At 55.2% G+C, this 23,524-nt stretch carries 21 protein-coding genes and 1 tRNA gene; 14 read left to right on the top strand and 8 right to left on the bottom strand.

What is annotated here, in order from left to right:
• Positions 1–139 precede the first annotated feature (139 nt).
• On the top strand, positions 140–1,525 hold the full coding sequence (gene cysS / locus ELK40_RS05955; RefSeq protein WP_127729843.1) for a cysteine--tRNA ligase: 1,386 nt from the start codon (positions 140–142) through the stop codon (positions 1,523–1,525).
• 86 nt (positions 1,526–1,611) lie between these two features.
• Here cysS and ELK40_RS05960 read toward each other — a convergent pair whose 3' ends face one another.
• The 5 genes from ELK40_RS05960 to folD form a co-directional block, all read right to left on the bottom strand.
• Positions 1,612–2,133 (bottom strand): metal-dependent hydrolase, encoded by a 522-nt coding sequence (locus tag ELK40_RS05960; RefSeq protein ID WP_127729846.1) that lies wholly within the window; start codon positions 2,131–2,133, stop codon positions 1,612–1,614.
• 73 nt (positions 2,134–2,206) lie between these two features.
• Positions 2,207–3,223 (bottom strand): Mal regulon transcriptional regulator MalI, encoded by a 1,017-nt coding sequence (gene malI, locus ELK40_RS05965; protein WP_127729849.1) that lies wholly within the window; start codon positions 3,221–3,223, stop codon positions 2,207–2,209.
• Positions 3,224–3,306: 83 nt separating this feature from the next.
• A complete protein-coding gene (locus ELK40_RS05970) occupies positions 3,307–4,806 on the bottom strand; it encodes a PTS transporter subunit EIIC (protein WP_024906880.1) in 1,500 nt (499 codons plus the stop codon).
• A 234-nt stretch (positions 4,807–5,040) separates the two neighbouring features.
• On the bottom strand, positions 5,041–5,253 hold the full coding sequence (gene ybcJ / locus ELK40_RS05975; protein ID WP_023334767.1) for a ribosome-associated protein YbcJ: 213 nt from the start codon (positions 5,251–5,253) through the stop codon (positions 5,041–5,043).
• 1 nt (position 5,254) lies between these two features.
• On the bottom strand, positions 5,255–6,121 hold the full coding sequence (gene folD / locus ELK40_RS05980; protein WP_008499332.1) for a bifunctional methylenetetrahydrofolate dehydrogenase/methenyltetrahydrofolate cyclohydrolase FolD: 867 nt from the start codon (positions 6,119–6,121) through the stop codon (positions 5,255–5,257).
• Between the two features lie 310 nt (positions 6,122–6,431).
• On the opposite strand from folD, the gene fimA reads away from it, so the two are divergent.
• The 6 genes from fimA to sfmF all read left to right on the top strand — a co-directional run bounded on the left by fimA (position 6,432) and on the right by sfmF (position 12,443).
• Positions 6,432–6,995 (top strand): type 1 fimbrial major subunit FimA, encoded by a 564-nt coding sequence (gene fimA / locus ELK40_RS05985; protein WP_023310641.1) that lies wholly within the window; start codon positions 6,432–6,434, stop codon positions 6,993–6,995.
• Positions 6,996–7,063: 68 nt separating this feature from the next.
• On the top strand, positions 7,064–7,609 hold the full coding sequence (gene fimI, locus ELK40_RS05990) for a type 1 fimbrial protein subunit FimI (RefSeq protein WP_127729852.1): 546 nt from the start codon (positions 7,064–7,066) through the stop codon (positions 7,607–7,609).
• Between the two features lie 34 nt (positions 7,610–7,643).
• Positions 7,644–8,336: a type 1 fimbria chaperone FimC gene (fimC, locus tag ELK40_RS05995; protein ID WP_127729854.1), complete on the top strand. Its 693-nt coding sequence runs from the start codon at positions 7,644–7,646 to the stop codon at positions 8,334–8,336.
• Between the two features lie 14 nt (positions 8,337–8,350).
• Positions 8,351–10,912, top strand: a complete 2,562-nt coding sequence (locus ELK40_RS06000; protein ID WP_115874400.1) for a fimbrial biogenesis usher protein — start codon at positions 8,351–8,353, stop codon at positions 10,910–10,912.
• Complete coding sequence (gene fimH, locus ELK40_RS06005; RefSeq protein WP_115874401.1) at positions 10,905–11,912, top strand: type 1 fimbria D-mannose specific adhesin FimH; 1,008 nt, start codon at positions 10,905–10,907, stop codon at positions 11,910–11,912. The genes ELK40_RS06000 and fimH overlap by 8 nt, the downstream gene beginning before the upstream one ends.
• A 9-nt stretch (positions 11,913–11,921) precedes the next feature.
• Positions 11,922–12,443 carry a fimbria assembly protein gene (gene sfmF / locus ELK40_RS06010; RefSeq protein WP_115874402.1) on the top strand — a complete coding sequence of 174 codons (522 nt, stop codon included), beginning with the start codon at positions 11,922–11,924 and terminating at the stop codon, positions 12,441–12,443.
• 51 nt (positions 12,444–12,494) lie between these two features.
• Here sfmF and fimZ read toward each other — a convergent pair whose 3' ends face one another.
• From fimZ to ELK40_RS06030, 3 genes are all read right to left on the bottom strand, one after another.
• Positions 12,495–13,127, bottom strand: a complete 633-nt coding sequence (gene fimZ, locus ELK40_RS06015) for a fimbria biosynthesis transcriptional regulator FimZ (RefSeq protein WP_008499339.1) — start codon at positions 13,125–13,127, stop codon at positions 12,495–12,497.
• Positions 13,128–13,926: 799 nt separating this feature from the next.
• The gene (locus ELK40_RS06025) at positions 13,927–14,655 is read right to left on the bottom strand and encodes a response regulator transcription factor (protein ID WP_111963361.1); all 729 of its coding nucleotides are present in this window, start codon (positions 14,653–14,655) and stop codon (positions 13,927–13,929) included.
• Between the two features lie 24 nt (positions 14,656–14,679).
• Positions 14,680–15,378 (bottom strand): EAL domain-containing protein, encoded by a 699-nt coding sequence (locus ELK40_RS06030; RefSeq protein ID WP_115874403.1) that lies wholly within the window; start codon positions 15,376–15,378, stop codon positions 14,680–14,682.
• Positions 15,379–15,656: 278 nt separating this feature from the next.
• On the opposite strand from ELK40_RS06030, the gene ELK40_RS06035 reads away from it, so the two are divergent.
• From ELK40_RS06035 to ELK40_RS06065, 7 genes are all read left to right on the top strand, one after another.
• A tRNA-Arg gene (locus tag ELK40_RS06035) sits at positions 15,657–15,733 on the top strand.
• Between the two features lie 102 nt (positions 15,734–15,835).
• Positions 15,836–16,666, top strand: coding sequence for a CPBP family intramembrane glutamic endopeptidase (locus tag ELK40_RS06040; protein WP_115874404.1), 831 nt, complete (start codon positions 15,836–15,838; stop codon positions 16,664–16,666).
• Between the two features lie 354 nt (positions 16,667–17,020).
• Positions 17,021–18,037 (top strand): iron ABC transporter substrate-binding protein, encoded by a 1,017-nt coding sequence (locus tag ELK40_RS06045; protein WP_047748646.1) that lies wholly within the window; start codon positions 17,021–17,023, stop codon positions 18,035–18,037.
• A 24-nt stretch (positions 18,038–18,061) separates the two neighbouring features.
• Positions 18,062–19,636 (top strand): iron ABC transporter permease, encoded by a 1,575-nt coding sequence (locus ELK40_RS06050; RefSeq protein WP_164850617.1) that lies wholly within the window; start codon positions 18,062–18,064, stop codon positions 19,634–19,636.
• A 1-nt stretch (position 19,637) separates the two neighbouring features.
• Positions 19,638–20,669 (top strand): ABC transporter ATP-binding protein, encoded by a 1,032-nt coding sequence (locus tag ELK40_RS06055; RefSeq protein WP_115874406.1) that lies wholly within the window; start codon positions 19,638–19,640, stop codon positions 20,667–20,669.
• 149 nt (positions 20,670–20,818) lie between these two features.
• Positions 20,819–21,094 (top strand): DUF1471 family periplasmic protein YahO, encoded by a 276-nt coding sequence (gene yahO, locus ELK40_RS06060; RefSeq protein ID WP_023310654.1) that lies wholly within the window; start codon positions 20,819–20,821, stop codon positions 21,092–21,094.
• Between the two features lie 184 nt (positions 21,095–21,278).
• Positions 21,279–23,462: a TonB-dependent siderophore receptor gene (locus ELK40_RS06065; protein WP_127729858.1), complete on the top strand. Its 2,184-nt coding sequence runs from the start codon at positions 21,279–21,281 to the stop codon at positions 23,460–23,462.
• The last annotated feature ends 62 nt before the right edge of the window (positions 23,463–23,524 follow it).

Genomic DNA, 23,524 nt, shown 5'->3' on the forward strand with positions numbered 1-23,524 from the left:
CCGCCTTCGGGTCATCTATAGGGGCTTGTTATAGCATAACCACAGGATGCGATCACCTTGCATTGTGTGCTGCTTCGGGTTTGAATTACGGGTAGAATAGCCGGTTTTCAACCACACACGTGTTTACATGGAATCTTCGATGTTAAAAATCTTTAATACAATGACGCGCCAAAAAGAGGAATTTAAACCTATCCATGCCGGGGAAGTTGGCATGTACGTGTGTGGTATTACGGTTTACGACCTCTGTCACATCGGCCATGGCCGTACCTTTGTCGCCTTCGACGTGGTGTCTCGCTACCTGCGTTTTCTGGGGTACAACCTGAAATACGTGCGCAACATCACCGACATCGACGATAAGATCATCAAGCGCGCCAATGAAAACGGCGAAAGCTTTGTCGCGCTGGTGGATCGCATGATCGCTGAGATGCACAAAGACTTCGACGCCCTGAATATTCTGCGTCCGGACAGCGAGCCGCGCGCGACCCACCATATTCACGAAATCATCGAGATCACCGAAAAGCTGATCGCCCGCGGTCATGCCTACGTTGCGGACAACGGCGACGTCATGTTCTCCGTGCCGACGGACCCCACCTACGGTGCGCTTTCCCGTCAGGATCTGGATCAGCTCCAGGCCGGTGCCCGCGTTGACGTGGTTGACGTGAAGCGTAACCCGATGGACTTCGTGCTGTGGAAGATGTCCAAAGAGGGTGAACCAAGCTGGCCATCCCCGTGGGGCGAAGGCCGTCCGGGCTGGCACATTGAATGTTCCGCGATGAACTGCAAACAGCTGGGCAAACACTTCGACATTCACGGCGGCGGCTCAGACCTGATGTTCCCGCACCACGAAAACGAAATCGCGCAGTCCACCTGCGCCCACGGCGGCGAGTACGTGAACTACTGGATGCACTCCGGGATGGTTATGGTTGACCGCGAGAAGATGTCGAAATCGCTGGGTAACTTCTTCACCGTGCGCGACGTGCTGAAGTACTACGACGCGGAAACCGTTCGCTACTTCCTGATGTCCGGCCACTATCGCAGCCAGCTGAACTACAGCGAAGAGAACCTGAAACAGGCGCGCTCGGCTCTGGAGCGCCTGTATACCGCGCTGCGCGGTACCGACAGGTCTGTTCCTGCTGCAGGCGGCGAAGCGTTCGAAGCTCGCTTCGTTGAGGTGATGAACGACGACTTCAACACACCGGAAGCCTACTCCGTGCTGTTCGACATGGCGCGCGAAGTGAACCGCCTGAAGTCAGAAGATGTGGCGGCCGCGAATGCGCTGGCATCCCATCTGCGTAAGCTCTCTTCCGTGCTTGGCCTGCTGGAGCAGGAGCCGGACGCGTTCCTGCAGAGCGGTGCGCAGGCAGATGACGGTGAAGTGGCGGAAATTGAAGCGTTGATCAAGGCGCGTCTGGAAGCGCGTCAGGCGAAAGACTGGGCGGCGGCAGATGCGGCTCGCAACCGTCTGACCGAGATGGGCATCATCCTGGAAGACGGCCCGCAGGGAACCACCTGGCGCCGTAAGTAAGTCTGTAACGCCCGGAGGCGCTCACGCTTGCCGGGCCTACAGGCAAAAGTAGGCCGGGTAAGGCGCAGCCGCCACCCGGCTTTTTTTTACCTTCTTTTCCACCACAACATTCCCATCAGCACCACCCCCGGCAGCCACACCCACAGCAGTTCCGAGATAATGACCTCATGCCCGTACGGCGTGGTATAGCGCGACAGCGCAAACGGCGCCACCTTAATCATCTGCCAAGGCGCAAAGAAACGTTCATCTGACCACGGCCACAGCCAGCCGACGCCTTTCCCGCCCGTGGTAATCGAATCCAGCAGGCTGTGCGACAGCAGTGACACGGTTAAAAACAGCCAGCATCGCGTCAGGCTGGTCCTGAACCATCGTCGTCCAGTCAGCACGCAAAGTATCGGCACCACGAAGGCAAACAGCAGGGAGTGGGTAAAGCCGCGGTGGCCGAAAACATTGCCGTACGCGACGCCAAATTTAAATGCCAGCACGTCGGCATCCGGAAGCATGGCGAGGATAATCCCGGCAAACAGCAGGCGGGGAGGAATCACTTTGGTTCCCAGGCCTAAGCCCAGGCAAAGCGGAACAGCAGCGTGCGTAATAACGGTAGGCATTGTAATTATCCATGGCAAATCATGGAAATATAGCAGTCATCCCGCGCTAAAAAACCTGTGCGAAATTCTGAATTTACGCCGACTCGCGAGCGATAAGCTGCCCGGAGAGCGTAATACGCTGGGTTTGCAGCGTCGGCTCCTTCAGCGTGCGGATAATCAGCCCGGCCGCCTGACGCCCCGTCTCTTCGCTGGCGGACGAGACGTAGGTAAACGAGGGTGAGGTGAGGTTAACGTGGAGCATATCTTCGAAACCGACCAGCGCGACCTGCTGCGTCAGAAAGACATCTTTACCCACCGTACGCCCGACCTGATGAATACCGGAGATGGAGCCGATCATGGCATCCGGCGAGTGGCAGAGCAGGGCGGTGATGGTATTGTTTTTTTCCAGCAGCTGGCGGGTGGCGAAACCCGCGGCCAGCGTGTCATCGCTGCAGGCCGGAGAGTATTCATCGCGCCAGACCAGCCCGTTTTGCGCCATCGCGCTGCGAAAACCGAGCAGGCGCTGTGCGCGGATAAGGCAGCCTTCGCGTCCGCCAATGTAGGCAATATTGCGGTGACCGCGCTCGATAAGATAACGCACCGCCAGACTGGCCGCCTGTCGGTTATCGCGCATCACCAGATTGCATTTTTCATCCAGCAGCGACTGCGAGACCACCACCAGCGGCAGCGGGCAGCGGCGAATCTGTTCCGGCAGGGTAGACGTGCGGGTATCCGAGGCCAGATAGATAACTCCGGCGACGCCCTGCTGCTTAAACGACAGCAGGCAGCGCTCAAGATGGTCATGGTCGTTCTGGGGCTGACCGAGAAAAACCATATACCCCTGTTTTTCGAGATCCTGAACGATGCTCGCCATCACCTTGATGGAGAAACTGTCGCTAAAGTCACGGAGGATCAGGCCAATCAGGTTGGACGTATTGGCGCGGAGGTTGGCAGCGGCAACGTTATGAACATAGCCCAGCGTATTGATGGCAGCGTTGACCTTCTCGATCGTTGCCTCTGAGATTTTCCCTTTCTGGCGCAGCACCAGCGAGACGGTTGAGACCGACACGCCCGCGTGCTTTGCGACATCAATAATGCTGACTTTCTTCAAAACCGCTCCCTGAAATTTACCGATTATCAGCCAGATAAAACACGTCTCCCAGCGTACAGGAGACGTGTCGTTCAGGCATCTTATTATTTGCCGATCATGGTGGACATGGTCTGGGCGATAAACTGTGCTCTGGCACCGAAAATCACCTGAATACCGTTGTCGCCGACAAACACCACGCCGCGCGCGCCGAGTCCGTTCAGACCGTCTTTATCCACCACCTCGCTTTTTGTCACTTCCAGGCGAAGACGGGTGATACAGGCGCCGACGGAGTCGATGTTATGCGCACCGCCCAGCAGGGTGATGATCTCTGTCGCGAGTTCGGAATCCGATTTCTCATCCGCGTTAGCGGTCACTTCAGTGCGGCCCGGCGTTTTCACGTCGAAACGACGGATCACAAAGCGGAACGTGAAGTAATAAATCAGGCCCATTGGAATGCCGATGATAATGGCGCTCAGGAAGTGGGTCTGGTAGCCGTTAAAGGACGGCAGGATCCCGAATGACAGATAGTCAATAAAGCCCGCGGAGAACGACTTGGCGATATGCGCATGCAGCAGGTACATGGTCATGTAGGCCAGGCCCGCCATGATGGCGTTAAAGACGTACAGGATCGGCGCCACGAAGATAAAGGTAAACTCAACCGGTTCGGTGATCCCCGTCAGGAAGCAGGTCAGCGCCGCGGAGAACAGAATACCGGCCGCGATTTTCTTATTCTTCGTATGGGCTTCGTGATACATCGCCAGGCATGCCGCAGGCAGCGCGAACAGCATCAGCGGGAATTCACCCTGCATGAACTTACCAGCGTTCTGGTAGGTGTCGCTGCTGAAGGATTTCACCCCTTCTTCCAGCATCTTGAACCAGATGGTCTGGTCGCCGTGGATCACCTGGCCTGCCTGGGTGGTGTAATCCCCAAACGAATACCAGAAGGACGGATACCAGATATGGTGCAGACCTAGCGGGATCAGCGCGCGCTCTACCAGACCGAAGATAAAGGTCGACGCCGCCTGATTATCACCGTTCACCACCACGGAGAGCGCGTCGATACCGGCCTGAATATGCTGCCAGACGTATGGCAGCAGCAGCCCCATCAGGAACGAGAGGAACGCCGTTGCAATCGCCACGAAGCGCTTGCCGGAGAAGAAGCCGAGGAACTCCGGCAGCTGCATGGTGTGGAAGCGGTTATAGCACCAGGCCGCGAGAATACCGCAGATTAGGCCGCCGAAGACGCCCATCTGCAGCGTCGGAATGCCCACCACCATGGCGTATTTCCCGCCCTGAGAGGCCATTTCCGGCGTGATGCTCAGCACGGTGCTGATGGTGATATTCGTGACAAACACCGATACCGCCGCAGACAGCGCCGCGATGCCGGATTCTGACGCCAGACCCACGGCGGAGCCAATGGCAAAAAGCATCGGCAGGTTATCAAAAATAACCCCGCCCGCGTTCATCATCAGCGGCAGGTGGAACTTATCGCCGAAGGCCAGCAGCAGGCCCGCAGCGGGGAGCAGTGAAATTGGCAGCATTAAGGCGCGACCAATCATCGATAACTTAGACAGCGATTTAACAAACCCTGATATCAGACTCATGCTGATTTCCCCCGAGTAGCGCTTTTTTTGCGCTGTTATTGTAAGTAGAACGTTTTAGTAGAACGTTCTACTTATCGTGGGCAAAGAGTGAAAAACGCGCAACTGAATTTTCACTTTTCAACAGATGAAATAGTGATTATTTGAAGTGGATCGATAAATAACCGCGATGGGTGTGAGGGGATTTTATATCCCCTCTCCCTGTGGGAGAGGGTTAGGGTGAGGGCATCAAACGGCTCAGGCCGTAACGGTTACGCTCTGTCCTTCAAAGCTCACGGTCTGGCCCGCGACAATCTTGCAGCGCTTGCGCGTTTCTACCACGCCGTCGACTTTTACCAGCCCGTCGGCGATAACGATTTTCGCCTGTGCGCCGCTTTCGCTCCAGCCTTCCAGCTTGAGCAGGTCGCACAGCTCAACGTGCGGGTGTTTACCTAATGAAAAAGTCGCCATCTTACGCGTCCTCTACGTCGTGATATTCTTCGCACGCCTGCAGCGTATTCTGAATCAGCGTTGCTACGGTCATCGGGCCTACGCCGCCCGGTACTGGGGTAATGTAAGAGGCGCGCGCGGCGGCATCTTCATACACCACGTCGCCGACCACTTTGCCGTTTTCCAGACGGTTAATTCCGACGTCCACGACAATCGCGCCCTCTTTGATCCACTCGCCCGGAATAAAGCCCGGCTTGCCGACCGCGACGATCAGCAGATCGGCGTTCTCGACGTGGTGACGCAGGTTTTTGGTGAAGCGGTGGGTGACGGTGGTGGTGCAGCCGGCCAGCAGCAGCTCCATGCTCATCGGACGGCCCACGATGTTGGACGCGCCGATGACCACGGCATTCAGACCGTAGGTGTCGATATTATAACGCTCAAGCAGCGTCACGATACCGCGCGGCGTGCACGGGCGCAGACGCGGCGCACGCTGGCACAGGCGGCCAACGTTGTACGGGTGGAAACCGTCCACGTCTTTATCCGGTGCGATACGCTCCAGCACCTTCACGTTGTCGATACCGGCGGGTAGCGGCAGCTGAACCAGAATACCGTCGATTTCTTTATCGGCGTTCAGGGTGTCAATAAGTTCCAGCAGTTCTGCTTCGCTGGTGGTTTCCGGCAAATCGTAAGAGCGGGAGACGAAGCCCACTTCTTCACACGCTTTGCGCTTGCTGCCGACATAAATTTGCGATGCCGGGTTGCTGCCAACCAGCACAACGGCCAGCCCGGGGGCGCGTTTTCCGGCAGCTTTACGCGCCTTCACTTTTTCCGCGACCTCAGAGCGCACCTGCTGCGCAATCGTTTTACCGTCAATAATCTTTGCTGCCATCAGAGAGAAGATTCCGTCTGTAACGTTTGAAAGGGGGGATGGCGTGTATTTTGTCAGAAGCGAGCGTCGCTGTCAGTCACCCTTTACGCGTTTTTATCAGCGTGACGCAAAAACCCTTCTTAAGGGATGGTCAATTTCTTAGGCGGGATTAGGATGTGACCTGGCGAAATGGCAGCGTTTTGACATATTTAAAAACCGTGTCCTGAGCTACTTTGTCTCCTCCGAAATAAGCTTTCAATTCATCAATTGAACGTATTTCTTATTCCCGATTATTCGCGGGAAGGGTTATTTACATTTTAAAGGAATAGACATGAAACTCAGCAACATTGCTTCTACTGTTATTGCAACTTTGGCCCTGGTTGCGGGTGCCGCAAATGCAGCGGATCCTGCTGCGCCGGTTTCCGTAAATGGCGGTACCGTACATTTTAAAGGTGAGCTGGTTAATGCTGCTTGTTCAGTAAATACTGATTCTTCCGAGCAGACCGTTAATCTGGGTCAGTATCGTACCGCGAAATTCACCAAAGTGGGCGACACCACCTCTAATATCCCATTCAACATTGAACTGAACGATTGCGATCCGCTGGTTGCCAAAACTGCAGCCGTTGCGTTCACCGGTCAGATCGACCCAACCGACAAAACCCTGCTGGCCGTCACCTCCGGTAACAACGACAACACCGCGAAAGGCGTGGGTATCGAGATCCTCGACAGCAAATCCAGCGTTCTGACCCCGGACGGCGCGACCTTCTCTGCTGCGCAGACGCTGATCGAAGGGACCAACACCCTGAAGTTCACCGCACGTTACAAATCAACGGCTGCCACCACTGAGCCAGGCCAGGCGAACGCTGACGCCACCTTCGTAATGAAATACGAGTAATTCCTCCGCACAGGGATGTTCAGGCCTCAGGGACGAGGCCCGTCATACGCTAATGCCAGGAACGAAGGATGACAAGGACTGGAACACTACTGCTGTTAACCCTTGCGATGGCTTGCCCGGCATCGGCGCATACCGTGGTGATCGAAGGCGGCAAGGTTCATCTCAGAGGTGAACTGGTGAACGGCGGCTGCGCCGTGGCGCCCGACAGCCAGAATATGCGCATCGACATGGGCCAGTACCGAACCAATTCATTTTCCGGTGTGGGCAGTTTTTCCACGGTGAATGTGCCTTTCACCGTACGGCTGCTGGACTGCAGCGTTGATGTTTCGCGCACCGTGGGGATCCAGTTTCAGGGCATCACACCCGCAGAGGATCCGCAGGTCTTTCTGGCGACATCGCGGCCGGGTGAAACACCCGTCAGCAGCGGCGTCGGGCTTGCGCTCTTTGACGAACAGCAACGTCAGATAATCCCAAACGCTACGGCCGTCAGCTGGCTGCCTGTCGATACCCGCGAGCTCGCGTTCCATTTTAGCGCCCGCTATCGGGCTATTTCCGAACATCTCGAGCCAGGCAAAATTCAGTCGGATGTCTGGTTTACGTTGATTTATCCGTAACACCTGCGAACACATTATTAAAGGTACGGTTGTGATGAATACCCTAATTAAACCAGGACTTTTTTTATCGTTTATTTTGATGATGGTTTCTGCATGCGCAAATGCATCCGGCGGTATTGCACTGGGGGCCACGCGCGTTATTTATCCGGCAGAGGCGAAGCAAACGTCGCTGGCGATCACCAACAGCAACAAACAGGAACGTTATTTAATTAACGCGTGGATCGAAAATGCGAGCGGGCAAAAAGAAAAAACGTTTGCCGTCACTCCGCCCCTGTTTGTTAGCGAGCCGAACAGCGAAAACACGCTGCGTATTATTTACGCCGGGCCGGCGCTGCCTGCCGATCGCGAATCGCTCTTTTACATGAACGTGAAGGCGATCCCGTCGGTGAACAAAGCGAAAACGGAAAACAATAACGTGCTGCAGCTGGCTATCCTTTCACGCATCAAGCTGTTTGTGCGCCCGAACAACCTGGCGATGCAGCCGGAAGAGGCGCTTTCCCAGCTGCGGTTTGAGCGCACGGGCAACCATCTCAAAGTCAGCAACGCGTCGCCGTATTACATCACGCTCGTTAATCTGAAGCTGGGCGGGCAGACGCTGGACAACCTGATGGTTGCGCCGAAAAGTTCGTCTCAGCAGGTGCTGCCAGCCGGTGCCAGCGGTACGCTTTCCTGGCAGAGCGTGAATGACTACGGTGCCATCACCCCGGCGCGTAGCGTCAACCTGTGAGCAGAGTCAGGGCGATGAAAAACCACCAGGGACGTTACTGCCCGGTTGCGCTGGCGCTGATGGCTGCGCTCTGGCCGCAGGCTGGCTGGAGCGAAAGTTATTTCAACCCGGCCTTTTTGTCCGACGATACCGCCAGCGTGGCGGATTTGTCGCGTTTTGAACAGGGACACCAGCAGGCACCCGGCGTTTATCGCGTGGATATCTGGCGTAACGATGAGTTTATCGGTACCCAGGACGTGCGTTTTGAGCAGGCAGAGAACACGCCGCCGGTGGCGGGCGGTTTGTCGGCGTGCATTACGCGCGCGATGCTCGATCGCTTTGGCGTCAACGTCGCGGCGTTTCCCGAGCTGGCTAAGGTGCAGGGCGAGACCTGCGTTCCGCTGACCACGGCTATACCCGGCAGCGAAACGGTATTCAACTTTGCCTCGCAGCGTCTGGACGTCAGCCTGCCGCAGGTGGCTTTGCAAAACAGCGCCCGGGGCTATATTCCGCCTGAACAGTGGGATGAAGGTATCCCCGCCGCACTGGTGAACTACAGTTTCTCCGGTAACCGGGGAAGCGAAGACGACAGCTATTACCTCAACCTGCAAAGCGGATTGAACTATGGCGCCTGGCGTTTACGTAACAACGGCGCATGGCGGTACACGCAGAATAACGGGCAGCGGCACAGCGAGTGGCAGAATATTGGCACCTGGGCGCAGCGCACCGTCATCCCGCTGAAAAGTGAACTGGTGCTGGGCGACAGCAATACCGGGAATGACGTCTTCGACAGCATGGGTTTTCGCGGCGGGCGGCTTTTCTCGTCTGACAGCATGTACCCGGACAGCCTGCAGGGCTACGCGCCGACCGTGCGCGGGATCGCCCGTACGCCCGCCAAAGTGGTCGTTCGACAGAATGGCTACGTTATCTATCAAAGCTATGTGCAGCCGGGCGCATTTGCCATCACCGATCTTAACCCCACCTCCTCAAGCGGTGACCTGGAAGTCACGGTCGAAGAGAAAGACGGCACCCAGCAGCGCTATACCGTGCCGTACTCCACCGTGCCGCTTCTGCAGCGTGAAGGGCGCTGGAAGTATGACCTCGTGGCGGGGGATTACCGCAGCGGTAACAGCGATCAGGATACGCCATTCTTCACCCAGGGAACCCTGATTACCGGTCTCGCCAACGGTTACACGCTCTACGGCGGAACTCAGCTGGCATCGCGCTATACCGCGGTGGCCGTCGGGGCCGGAAAAAACCTGGGCGACTGGGGCGCGGTCTCGCTCGATATCACCCACGCCCGCAGCCAGCTCGCGGACGATAGCAAGCATGAAGGGCAGTCTCTGCGCTTCCTCTACGCGAAATCCCTTAACGGCTTCGGCACCAACTTCCAGCTGCTGGGCTACCGCTACTCCACAAAAGGGTTTTACACCCTTGACGATGTGGCCTGGCGCTCAATGGAGGGCTATCAGTATGCCGATAGCAAGAACGATAACGATGTGCCGGACGTGCAGAGTTATCACAACCTGACGTGGAATAAAAAAGGTCGCTTCCAGCTCAACGTTTCTCAGTCGCTGGGGGACTATGGCTCGGTCTATATCTCCGGTAGCGAGCAGACCTACTGGGGAACAGACGAGACGAATCTCTGGTACCAGCTGGGCTACGCGGGAGGCATGAAGGGGATCAACTACTCCGTCTCGTGGTCGTGGAACAAATCCGTCGGGATCGACGGCACCGACCGCATCGCGTCGTTTAACGTCTCCGTGCCGTTCAGTATCTTTACCCGTCAGGGCTATCGCCGGGACAGCGCGATTGACCGCGCCTACGCTACGGCATCCGCCAGCCGGAACAGCGATGGCGACACAAGCTGGCAAACCGGCGTCAGCGGCACGCTGCTGGAAGACCGCAACCTGAACTACAGCGTGACCCAGGGACACACCAGCACCAACGGCTCAAGCGGAAGCGCCAGCGCCAACTGGCAGGCGACCTACGGCACATTGGGCGTCGGCTACAACTACAGCGACGATCAGCACGATCTCAACTGGCAGCTCTCCGGCGGGGTGGTCGGCCACGCCGATGGCGTGACCTTCAGCCAGCCGTTGGGGGACACCAACGTGCTGATCAAAGCTCCGGGGGCATCTGGCGTCAGCGTGGAAAACCAGACCGGCGTGAGAACCGACTGGCGTGGTTACGCGGTGATGCCGTATGCCACTGTCTACCGCTACAACCGTGTGGCGCTGGATACCAACACCATGAGCAACAACACCGATATCGAAAACAACGTGAGCAGCGTGGTGCCGACCAAAGGCGCGCTGGTGCGCGCCAGCTTTGATACCCGCATCGGCGTGCGCGCCCTGCTGACGGTGATGCGCGGCAACCAGCCGGTGCCGTTCGGCGCGGTGGTTCGCGAAAACCGAAGCGGCGTGACCAGCATGGTGGGGGATGACGGGCAAATTTACCTGAGCGGGCTGCCGCTGGAAGGCGAACTGCTGATCCAGTGGGGCGACGGGGCGCAGTCCCAGTGTCGCGCGCCTTACAGCTTGCCTGAAAAGAGCCTGCAACAGGCAATCACACTTAAGGGGATCGGCTGTGATTAAAACTCAAATCTTTGCTTTGTCGCTTCTGGCGTTACTGCCTGCGACAAACGCATTAGCGACCGTGTGCGTCAATGAAAAAGGCGTGCCGACGGAAGTGCATTACGATCTGACGGATAAATTCAACAGCTCGAATAACCAGATCGGACAGGTCGTGACGCTCAGCGAGAAGTCGCAGTGGGTAGGGGTCAATGCCGTCTGCCCGAAGGGCACCGTCGGGAATACCACCAAGCGTAGCTATGTGACCGATTATCAGGTAACGGGAACGAGCGATGGCTACCAGTATCTGAAGCTTAACGACTATCTGGACGGGGCCATGAAAATCACGGACAGCTATGCTGGCGTGTTTTATCCGCCTAAAAGCTATATCCAGATGGGGAGCCATCCTAACGTCTCCAAAAACAAACCGTTTGGCGTTCAGGACTCCAGCCTTGTCTTCCGCCTTAAGGTGACCCGGCGTTTTATTAATATGGTCGTTATCCCGCGCGCCACCATGTTCCGCGTCTACGTCACCACCACCTCATCCGATCCGTTAACCACGCCGGTTTATACCATTAGCTACAGCGGAACCATTCAGGTGCCGCAAAGCTGCGCCATTAATGCCGGTAACGTGGTGGAGTTTGATTTCGGCGACATTGGCGCCTCCCTGTTCAGCAAGGCGGGCGTAGGTAACAAACCGGAGGGCGTCTCATCGCAGAGTAAAACCATCGCCATTAAATGCACCAACGTAGAGGCGAACGCCATGCTGACGATGCGCGTCGAGGCGGAAAAAGTCTCTGATAATGTTTTGGTATCGGATAACCCGGATGTGGGATTCATCATTGCTAATCAGAGCGGGGCGCCGCTGACGCCTAACAACCTGACAAGTAAAATTCCGTTCCGCCTTGACGACAGCGCGCAGGCGCAGGTGGGGATCCGGGTCTGGCCGGTGAGCGTGACGGGCAACAAGCCTGCGGAAGGGCGCTTCACCTCGCGCGGGTATTTGCGCGTGGATTACGATTAAGGAGCCGATATGCGAAACGGGATCCGTTTAATCACCGTGGCGCTCTTTGCGCTTTGCACACAGGCCCAGGCGGACACCGCGTTGGGCGAAATTAATATTCGGCTCTACGGCAATATTGTCGATTTTACCTGCGTCGCGGAAGGCAGCGACAGCGACAAGACCGTCACGCTGGGCACCTGGCCCACCAAACAGCTCAGCACCACCGGGAGCCGCACGCAGCCCATGCCGTTTACGCTGAAGCTGACCGGCTGTCCGCCGGGCTCGGCGTCCATCACGTTTTCGGGTAAAGCCGACGGGAGCAATAGCGGCCTGCTGGCGCTGAATGACGCCAGTACTGCAAGTCGTGTCGCGGTAGAGATCAGGGATGCGGATAAAACGCGCCTGGCTCTCCAGCAGGCCAGCCAGCCGGTCTCGGTTGATGCGCAGGGGAATGCGATACTGTCGTTTTATGCCAATTATATTGCCACCGCAGATAACCCTCAGCCCGGACGAGCCGATGCGGATGCCACCTTTATGATTAACTATAATTAGCACTGACCGCACTCCCTGCAGCTCAGATAAGCTGCAGGGAGTGAATTCAGGTTAAAGCAGTTCGTGCGCTTTGGCGTAATCAATTAATTCCACGATGCTTTGCACACCCAGCTTGGAATAAATATTGGATTTATGCGCGCTAATGGTTTTGTTGCTTAATAGTAGCTGTTCTGCAATTTCCTTATTGGATAATCCATTCGCCAGATATCGTAATACCGTGACCTCGCGGTTCGATAATGGCATATCTACTGCCATCCCTTTCCCTGAACCCAAATGGTTTATAAAGTTCAGCGTTTCTGACGGGAAAAAGGAATAGCCCATCAGGATCATTTCTACGGCGTTGTAAATCTCACCCAAATCTTTACGTTTACTGACGAAGCCATTTGCCCCGGCGCGAATGGCGCGACCCGCGTAAAATAACTCTGATTTAGACGAGAGAAACAGAACCTTAATGTCTTTGTTTAAGTTTCTGATTCTCTTAAGCAAAGCGAAAGCATCCGTGCCCGTGAGTTCAATGTCAAGGATCACCAGATCGATAGGGTGATTGCGGATACAGTCAAGGACTTCATGGCTATCGCCAGACTTGAGCTTGACTGTGATATTCTTATTTTTCTGTAGCAGGACTTCTATCGACATTCTGACGATAGGATGTTCGTCCATAATGATAACGGATGCCGGTTTCATTTTTAATGCCTCAGATTGTTAAAAGCGTTGTGTAGAGTTTGTAAAACTCTCGAAATGCCGGAAGGATATAATGTGCAGATCCCTATACCGTAGTATTTCCCTGGAAAGAGCGAAAGCATCCTTGTTTACGTAATGAAAAGAACTATGCCTCAGCGCGGTCATCTCATTAGGCTGGTGTTGGCAAAAAGGTTTTTCTTATTCAGATTTGATACGCATCTTATTATACAGGGTAAGTTTTTTCCGAAAACCCTGTAAATTAATATCCGCTTATGGGTTTGTATTATCTTCTGGATCTGAATCGCTATTTTTTTAAATTTAGCGGAAATATCCTGTTATCTCATTTACCGCATATTTTCATCTTTATGTAATAACAAAAAATAACAGATATCTCTTTATGTTGATTAATTGTTAACGAAAATACCCATCATTTAGGGGGACTAACCCACGCTGATGAGCTCAACAATTGCCCTCGCAGGCCGCCAGTCCTTCATCTGAAAGCGCGCTGGTTGATTAGAAGGTCCGCATCTCCTGCACAGGAGAACATGCTATCCGCTTTGCTTTTTCCTCCTGGACGTTGTCGCTAAGCTGCTTGTTTTTACATCATTATCATCTTGTTAACGCTATCTGCATTCACTTAACGGATGGAGTAAAGTGCTGCCGTTTGTTCATTCTGTGGCATTTCACAATGTTCGCGTCCTTAAATTAGGAATAGTTATAAATTCGATTTAATTGTTAAAAATTAACATTTATGCAACGCAAGTGGTAAGTAAATTCCTAAACAGCTTTAGGAAATAAGGGGTTAGGACGTGAGTGAAAATGTGCAGTCTGAGAGGTTATTAAGAAGATGTAGCAATTCCTGACGATGGCTCAGCCCGAGCTTCACCAGGATGCAGCTGAGACGATAGATAATACGGCTATAGGGACGATTCTGCATAAGGGCAATCTGACGTAATGTCTTGCCCCGGGAAAGCTCCTGCAGGATGGGCCATTCGTTGCGTGAAAACCAGTCTTTCTCCGTACCCTGCGGAGGGAGGGTATCCAGCAGGCTCTGCTGGAGCGCAGCGGCATTCAGCTGGCGTTCGAGAACATGAAAGGGACCTGCCGCTTTGCAGAAGAGGCGGGTGTCGTAATTATCGGCCCTGACCAACAGCCAGGGCGTCAGGAACGGAGGAAACAGACTATGCCGTCTCAACTGATCCAGTTTCTCCAGAAGCCCCGTGGACCGGCTTTCAATATCCACGACCAGACGGGCTGAGGGCCACTGCGTCTGAGCGATGAGGGCATCGTCCAGCGTGGCGTAGTCGCAGCAGCTGCTCAGGGGAAATTGCCCGTTGAGAAAACCGGTGCGCAGGTAGTGATCCTCAGTCACCAGAAGGATAAAAGGGGCGTCTGTTTTGCGGGGCTGGCTGATGGACTGGCTCAAGAATTCGAGCCGGTCGAAAAAGGGGGGAGCAAAAGGTGAGCGCGTAAATCCCAGTGCATCACTTCCTGTACGCCGCCGCCGGTAACGGCGCACTGTCATTCGCATGGTCTCCCTCCTGGAAATGGCTTTCTAATCCTCCGGCCATGTCCAGGACGGCCAGTAATACCCCTGGCCGAGATCTGCGCCTGCCTGCAGTGCACAGGTACGATCGCGTTCAGTCTCAATACCTTCAATAAGCACTTTCCCGGCAAGCTGAAAGCAAAGGGAAACCAGTTGCCTCAACTCAGGGGTGTCGCGTAAACGCCAGAATGCTTCCTTATCTATTTTGATGCCGCTTAACGGGAGTCGAAAGGATAAAAACGACTGCACTAAGACGTCATCTATGTCGTCCAGCCAGATTGCGTGCCCTCGTCTGCTCAACTGATGGAGATTCTGAACCACGAACTGCTTCTGTGCGACGGAAAGCGCCAAAATGGACGCGGGGTCGACAAACTCAATATTGAGCGGCACGCAGGATAATCTTATAAGTCGCTGAAAAGACGTGGGCTCTGTCAGAACGGTTATCGGCAGATTAATAAAAAGGTTATGACCGTGCGGCGTATTTTTTAACGCGGCAAGCTGCGCTTCAAGCAGCGTTATCGACCAGTCTGCGGACCGATCGCAAAAAAAGTCCTCACTGTGCCGCGTGTCGGCCAGAACGCTAAGGACCTCGACGCCAACCTGACGCAAGGAGGTAAGGGCGACGATGGGCTCAAGCTTAATGCCGACGATGTCCTGAGATATGTACTGTAACCGGGGGGGCGTATCGATCAGGTTTTGCGCTGTCACTCCATTGTCCTGTTGTCTGTCAGCCTCCAGGCGGCCGGGATACCTGACTCTAGTGTGACGAGCTGACGTTCGGGAAAACAGCAGGCGTTACTTAAATGCAACTAAGCCTTTTCGCAGCGCTAAATTTTACGGTGAAACAGGACAAAATGTTGAGAAAATAGCCGTATTTACAATCGGCTAGCGGTAATTGACTCTGAAAACGGAAAAGGCATTGACTCACCTGCCATTGACCGTATAATTCTTCGCGTTTCACCACCGCGAAGTACACACTTCTCAGTGCGCCCTTAGCTCAGTTGGATAGAGCAACGGCCTTCTAAGCCGTAGGTCGTAGGTTCGAATCCTACAGGGCGTGCCATTTAATTCCATAGAGTTACGCCTCCTTCACATCCTCCTGATTTCGATTGTGGGACATATTTGGGACATCGCCCCTAAAATTTACCGGTCATGAAGGACATTTATGTGGTATCTACTCGCAACTTCGCTTGCCGCACTCTCTCTTAATAAAAGCCTGGCTTACCTGATACTGGGATTAACGGCATTTCTCGGCTGGAAACAGAGTATTCTTGACGCCCCGGCGCTGCTGGTTATTGCATCAATCGTTGTTGGCTGGTCTGTTGTTGAATGGCTACGTAATAAAAATAATAAATACACATATCTGGTCGAAGGCCTGTGCGTGGTCATCGCCGTTGCCCTGGTTATGCATGTGCTCCCGGGCTTCCATAATCCCAAAGTGCTGGATGCTGTCGTCGTTGGTCCGCAAAGCATACCGTTCAGTATGTACTTTAATATGGACAAGGCGGTGGTGCCGTTCTTTTTAATTACGTGTATGCCAACGTTATTCGTAGCAAAACCCCTCTATAAAGCTGGCAAGGTCGGCTGGGCGATATTGGTTCTTGCGGTACCCGCGCTGTTACTTCTGGCTGTGGCGTTGGGCGGGCTGAGAATTGAGCCGCATGCGCCAGAATGGTTCGCGCAATTTGCCCTTGCGAATATTTTCTTCGTCTCTTTGGCTGAGGAAGCCTTGTTCAGAGGCTACCTTCAGCAGCGCTTGTCCCGGATCGTTCATCCTGTTGTCGCGCTGTTGATTGCCTCAGTCATCTTTGGGCTGATGCATTATAGCGGCGGTTTACTGCTGATTATTTTTGCCAGCCTCTCCGGCATTATTTATGGCCTGGCGTGGATGTGGAGCGGCAGGCTCTGGGTTGCAACGTTATTCCATTTTGGGCTGAACGGCGTGCATTTATTGTTCTTCACCTATCCTGTATATGCCCCTCATGCGGTTATGTGATGCTTTTTAAATTAGTAGCCTTATAAATTTAGATACCTCCGGATAAGCATACAAAGCCCCGCAATATCGGGGCTTTTATATCTGCCGGGCGCATGAATAACAGATTTACCTTCGCGTCATAATAAATAGAAGGCTAATTAATTCATTGCAGGCAGGCTTAAGGTTTTCTTAATCTAATAATTATCTCTCATTAAAATTTGGATTTTTATCATTCTAAAATCTGCTAAAAAGAAATTTTACACTTTTACGACTAAACTCGATTGATACTAATTATCATTAGCGTTGTTGTATGCTTTAATCCTGTCCCACAAAGCTATGAGTGGTTACTCCCGTTGGTCTATTAAGGATATGTTCATGAATTCTCGCCTGCTGTCCTGCTTCTCGCTTGCCTTGTTGTCTTCCTCCCTTTTCCTTTCCACACAATCGGTTGCCGCCGATAACAACGAAGGTATCGTTGTTTATAACGCGCAGCACGAAAACCTAGTGAAGTCGTGGGTTGACGGTTTTACTAAAGAAACCGGTATTAAAGTCACGCTACGTAATGGTGATGACAGCGAGCTGGGTAACCAGCTGGTGCAGGAGGGCAGCGCGTCGCCGGCAGACGTATTCCTGACGGAGAACTCGCCGTCCATGGTGCTGGTGGATAATGCAAACCTGTTTGCGCCGCTGGATGCAGACACCCTGAAGCAGGTACCGGCGGAATATCGTCCTGCGCACGGCCGCTGGATCGGCATTGCCGCCCGCAGCACGGTATTCGTGTATAACCCGGCAAAACTCAGCGAACAGCAGCTGCCTAAATCGCTGATGGATCTGGCGAAACCCGAGTGGAAAGGCCGCTGGGCGGCATCTCCTTCAGGCGCGGATTTCCAGGCCATCGTGAGCGCGATGCTGGCGCTGAAGGGCGAGAAGGCCACCCTGGAATGGCTTAAAGCGATGAAAGCCAATTTCGTTGCCTATAAAGGCAACAGCACCGTGATGAAGGCGGTCAATGCCGGCCAGATTGATGGCGGCGTGATTTATCACTACTACCGCTTTGTCGACCAGTCCAAAACCGGTGAAAACAGCAAAAACACTCAGCTCTATTACTTCAAACACCAGGATCCGGGTGCGTTCGTAAGCCTCTCCGGCGGTGGCGTGCTGGCGTCCAGCAAACACAAAGCGCAGGCGCAGGCCTTCATCAAATACATTACCGGTAAAGAAGGTCAGGAAAGTCTGCGTACCAACAATGCCTTTGAGTATGCAGTGGGCGTGAACGCGGCCTCCAACCCGAAACTGGTTCCGCTGAAAGATCTTGATGCACCGAAAGTTGAACCTTCAACGCTCAACAGTAAAAAAGTTATCGAGCTGATGACGCAAGCCGGTCTGCTGTGATCCTGAGAGTGAAGTGAACGTCTTATGTCTGGTCTGAGTCTCGACATCGGAAAAAACAGAGTGCAGGAGCCTGTCCGCAGGCGTCCTGCACTGCCGATGGTTGCGTTAGCTGTGTTGTTTTCATTAATGGCGCTTCTGCCTTTGGGTTTTATCATTGCCATTGGCTTTGAGACCGGCTGGGAAACCATTAAGGCGCTGGTGTTTCGCCCGCGTGTGGCTGAGCTGCTCAGCAACACGCTGTGGCTGACGGCTTTAGCGGTTCCGCTGTGTATCGTGACGGGCGTGGTGATAGCCTGGCTCACAGAGCGCACGCAGCTTGCCGGACGGGGCATCTGGTCCGCGCTGGCGGTCGCTCCGCTGGCCATTCCGGCGTTTGTGCAAAGCTATGCCTGGGTGAGCGTTGTTCCCTCCATGCACGGGCTCTCTGCGGGCGTGTTCCTTTCCGTACTTGCCTACTATCCGTTTATCTATATGCCGGTTGCGGCGGTGCTGCGTCGCCTTGACCCGACGCTTGAAGATGTCGCCGCGTCGCTCGGCACGCCGCCGTGGAAGGTCTTTTTCCGCGTGGTGCTGCCCCAGCTTAAGCTGGCTATCTGCGGCGGCGCGCTGCTGGTGGCGCTGCACCTGCTGGCGGAATATGGCCTGTACGTGATGATCCGCTTTGATACCTTCACCACGGCAATTTATGACCAGTTTCAGTCTACCTTCAGCGGCCCGGCGGCAAACATGCTGGCGGGCGTGCTGGCCTTGTGCTGCCTGGCTATATTAATGCTGGAAGGCGTGACGCGTGGAAAAGCCCGCTACGCGCGAATTGGCGCCGGGGCCGCGCGCGAGCAGAAACGCTGGCCGCTGAAGCCTGCGGCGGCCGCGCTGGGTCAGCTGTTTTTCATCGTGCTGATCGTGCTGGCGCTGGGCGTGCCGTTAATTGTTCTGTGTCGCTGGATTTGGCTCGGCGGCGTGCAAAACTGGATGAGTGCCGATCTCTGGCACTCCCTGCGCCAGACGCTGATGCTCGGCGTGGGCGGCGCACTTCTCACGACCGTGTGCGTGATCCCCATCGCGTGGCTCGGTATCCGCTATCCACACCGCATCTTCCGGATGCTGGAAGGGTGCATCTATATCACCAGTTCGCTGCCGGGCATCGTCACGGCGCTGGCGCTGGTCACCGTCACTATTCATTACGCCCGTCCCATTTACCAGACGGAAATTACCCTGTTCCTGGCCTACCTGCTGATGTTTATGCCCCGTGCGCTCATCAACCTGCGGGCGGGGATTGCTCAGGCGCCTGTTGAGCTGGAAAACGTGGCGCGCAGCCTGGGCAGCACGCCCGCGAAGGCGCTCTGGAGCGTCACGATGCGGCTGGCCGCGCCGGGTGCGGCAGCGGGGGCCGCGCTGGTTTTCCTCGGCGTCAGCAACGAGTTGACCGCCACGCTGCTGCTCTCTCCGCTGGGCACGCGCACGCTCTCCACCGGATTCTGGGCGCTAACCAGTGAAATTGACTATGTTGCCGCCGCCCCTTACGCGATGCTGATGATCCTGATTTCACTCCCGCTGACCGCCATTCTCTATATGCAGTCGAAGAAAATTGTAGGGCTATGACATGCTTGAATTAACCGCCATTTCTAAATCGTTTTCTGATGTGCAGGTGCTCGACAGCTTAAACCTGAGCGTTGCGCCGGGGAGCAGGACGGCGATTGTCGGGCCGTCCGGGTCGGGGAAAACCACGCTGCTGCGTATTCTTGCCGGGTTCGAAACGCCCGACACCGGACGTATTGTCATGCAGGGGAGAACGCTGTTTGATGAAAACAACTTTGTTCCCGCCCACCTGCGCCGGATCGGTTTTGTACCTCAGGAAGGGGCGCTTTTCCCCCACCTCAATGTGGCAGACAACATTGCCTGGGGGCTGGACGGCACTCGCCGCGAGAAGCGCCAGCGCGTTGAGGCGCTGATGGAGATGGTCTCTCTGGACAGGCAGCTCGCAACGCACTGGCCCCATGAGATTTCCGGCGGACAGCAGCAGCGCGTGGCGCTTGCCCGTGCGCTGGCCCAGCGTCCTTCACTGATGCTGCTGGATGAACCTTTCTCGGCGCTGGACACCGGCCTGCGCGCCATGACCCGTAAAGCCACGGCCGATCTGCTGGCCGAAGCGGGCGTGGCCTCGATTCTGGTCACCCACGATCAGAACGAAGCGTTGTCCTTTGCCACGCAGGTCGCGGTCATGCGCTCCGGGCGCTTCACGCAGGTCGGGACGCCTTATGAGGTGTACACCCGTCCGGTTGACGAAGAGACGGCGCTGTTTCTTGGCGATGCGCTGATCCTGCCTGCGCAGCTCACCGCGGGCTACGCCCTGTGCGCCCTGGGTGAGGTGCCCACGGACAATGCGCAGGCTACAGGGCAGGGCAGAGTGATGCTGCGCCCGGAACAGCTGAGCGTGACGGCATGTGCCTCCCATGAAAGCCCAATTTCGATTCTTGATGTGGACTTCACCGGCCAGTTGTCGACGCTCACCCTTGGGCTCGCCGGGCAGCACGAGCCCGTGACCCTGAAGACCGTCAGCCAGCCAGGATGGAACCCTGGCACGGCGGTACGCATTGATATTGCTGGCACCGCGCGTGTATTCGAATATTCTTAATATTCGGTAGTAATTTCATGCAACGGGTTGTTATAAAAGATTTTTCCCGAACGTATGGCATTCTCTGAGATTCTCTACCATGCTCATAAAACCTCACCGCAATGCGTGAGGTTTTTCGTAGTTGCTGATTAATCTCAAGGAAAAAGGTTATGAAAAAGACGACTGCTATTTTGTTGGGAACGGCGTTACTGTTTACAACCAATGCTTTTGCTGCACAGCTACTCACTAAAAGCGAGTTCAAAAAAGTTGCATCTCAATATAAAAAAATCGGTACGGTAAACACCTCGAATGAAGTATCGGTGGATGATGCAAAAAAAGAACTGATTGAGAAAGCCGATAAGAAAGGCGCGGATGTCCTGGTGCTCACTTCAGGGAACACCAACAATAAAATTCACGGTACGGCCAATATCTACAAGAAAAAATAACGTCATTGCAGCCACCCCGAAACGGGGCGGCTGTTCACCCTCTTTTCTCGCCATACCTCCTCATGAACGCGGTTACACTTGCTAATGCATTTATAATGCGTATAGTTCTCATTTGCATTTCAGCAAACACATTCTAAGGCCCGACAACGGGTCATTTTTGCGCGCACTTTCAAATGAGTTAACGATGAACAACACCAACATACACAAAACGCTGCTGGCGCTCGCCGTTGGCGCAATAACACATTCCGCCTTCGCGGCTGACGATCAAAAAGAAGATACCCTCATCGTGCAGGCTAAGCCTGCCAGCGAGTTCAAACCCGGTGGCGACCAGCTGGTACCGGCCTTCCTTGACGGACAGGTGGCGAACGGCGGACGCATGGGAATGCTGGGCCAGCAGAACGCCATGGACGTGCCGTTCAACATCATCAGCTACACCTCAAAGCTGGTGGAAGATCAGCAGGCGAAAACCATTGCTGACGTGGTCGCTAACGACGCGGGCGTGCAGTTCGTTCAGGGGTATGGCAACAGCGCGGAAACCTACCGCATCCGCGGCCTGAAGTTTGACGGTGACGACATGACCTTTGGCGGTCTGTCCGGCGTGCTGCCGCGGCAGGTAGTAGATACCCAGATGGTCGATCGCATCGAGATCTTCAAAGGGGCCAACTCGCTGATGAACGGCGCGGCGAGCTCCGGCGTGGGCGGGATGATCAACCTTGAACCTAAACACGCGGGCGAACTCCCGCAGGCGAAAGTGGGCATCGACTATACCTCTGATTCCCAGATTGGCACCACGCTGGATGCGGGCCGTCGCTACGGCGACAGCGACCAGTTTGGCGCGCGGGTGAACCTGGTCCATCGCGAAGGGAAAACCGGCATACCGAATGACCGCCGCCGCACCACGCTGCTCTCTACCGGCCTGGATTACAGCGGTGACCGCTTCCGCACCTCGCTGGATCTCGGCTATCAGAAGAAAACCTTCCACGGCAGCCCGACCAGCGTCAATATTTCCGCGGTGGATTTCGTGCCCGAGCCGCCGAAAAACGATCGCAACTTCTCGCAGAAGTGGGCCTACAGCAACATCGAAAACGAGTTCGGGATGTGGCGCAGCGAGTACGACATCACCGACGGCTGGACCGCCTATACCGGCCTGGGCGCGCAGCACGCGCACGAAGAAGGGATCTACAGCGCGCCGAAGCTGGTGGATAAAAGCGGTAAGGCAACGGCCAGCCGCCTTGATACCAACCGTATCAGCGATTCCGTCAGCGGCATGGCGGGCATTCGCGGTAACTTTGATACCGGTTTTATCTCGCACAAGGTAAACGTCGGCTATTCGGCGATGACCAAAAACGAAAAAATCGCGTGGAAAATGTCGGCTGCGAAGGATAACCCGACCACCAACATCTACCACAATACCGGCGTCGATATTCCGGACAGCACTAACTTCAACGGCTCTGGCGGAAAGTACAGCGATCCGCTGACCAGCGGACGCACCCGCACCCAGGGCTGGCTGCTGAGCGATACGCTGGGTGTGCTGGACGACAAACTGCTGTTCACCGCCGGCGCCCGCCACCAGAAAGTGGTCATTCGCGGGTATAACAAAATTACCGGTGCGGAAAACGCGGCGGATGGCTTCGACGGCAGCCGCTGGATGCCAACCTACGGCGTGGTCTACAAGCCGTGGGAGACGCTTTCCCTCTATGCCAACCATACCGAAGCGCTGCAGCCGGGCAAAACCGCGCCTAATACCGCCACCAACTACGGCCAGAGCACCGGTATCGTTCACTCTAAGCAGAATGAAGTGGGCGTGAAGGCGGACTTTGGCCGCGTAGGCGGATCGCTTGCGCTGTTCGAAATCAAAATGCCGTCGGCGATCCTCGACGACAGCGGTCACTACGGCCTTGACGCTGAACAGCGTAACCGTGGCGTGGAGCTGAACGTCTTCGGCGAGCCAATGCTGGGGATGCGTCTGAACGCCAGCGCTACCTGGCTGCAGGCTGAGCTAACCAAAACCAAAAATGGCGTGAATCAAGGTAACGATGCGATCGGTATTCCGAACTTTTACGCCGTGCTGGGCGCAGAGTACGACATCAAGCCGATTAACGGCCTGACTGCCACCGCCCGCGTGAACCACTCCGGCGCGCAATATGCTGACCTTGCAAACACCAAAAAGCTGGACAGCTACACCACGCTGGATCTGGGGATGCGCTATCGCTTCGCGGTGAACCACAATGCAAACCAGATGACCGTTCGCGCGGGAATCGACAACGTGACCAATGAAAACTACTGGTCCAGCGTGGACGATTCCGGTACCTATATTACGCAGGGCGAACCGCGCACCTTTAAGGTTTCGGTTGGCTACGAATTCTAAGCGTTCCATCTCGTTATCCGGGGCAGGGATGCCCCAATCCCTTGCTACCTCCAGCATGAAGT

The organism is Enterobacter sp. N18-03635 (assembly GCF_004006055.1).
Lineage (GTDB): Bacteria > Pseudomonadota > Gammaproteobacteria > Enterobacterales > Enterobacteriaceae > Enterobacter > Enterobacter vonholyi.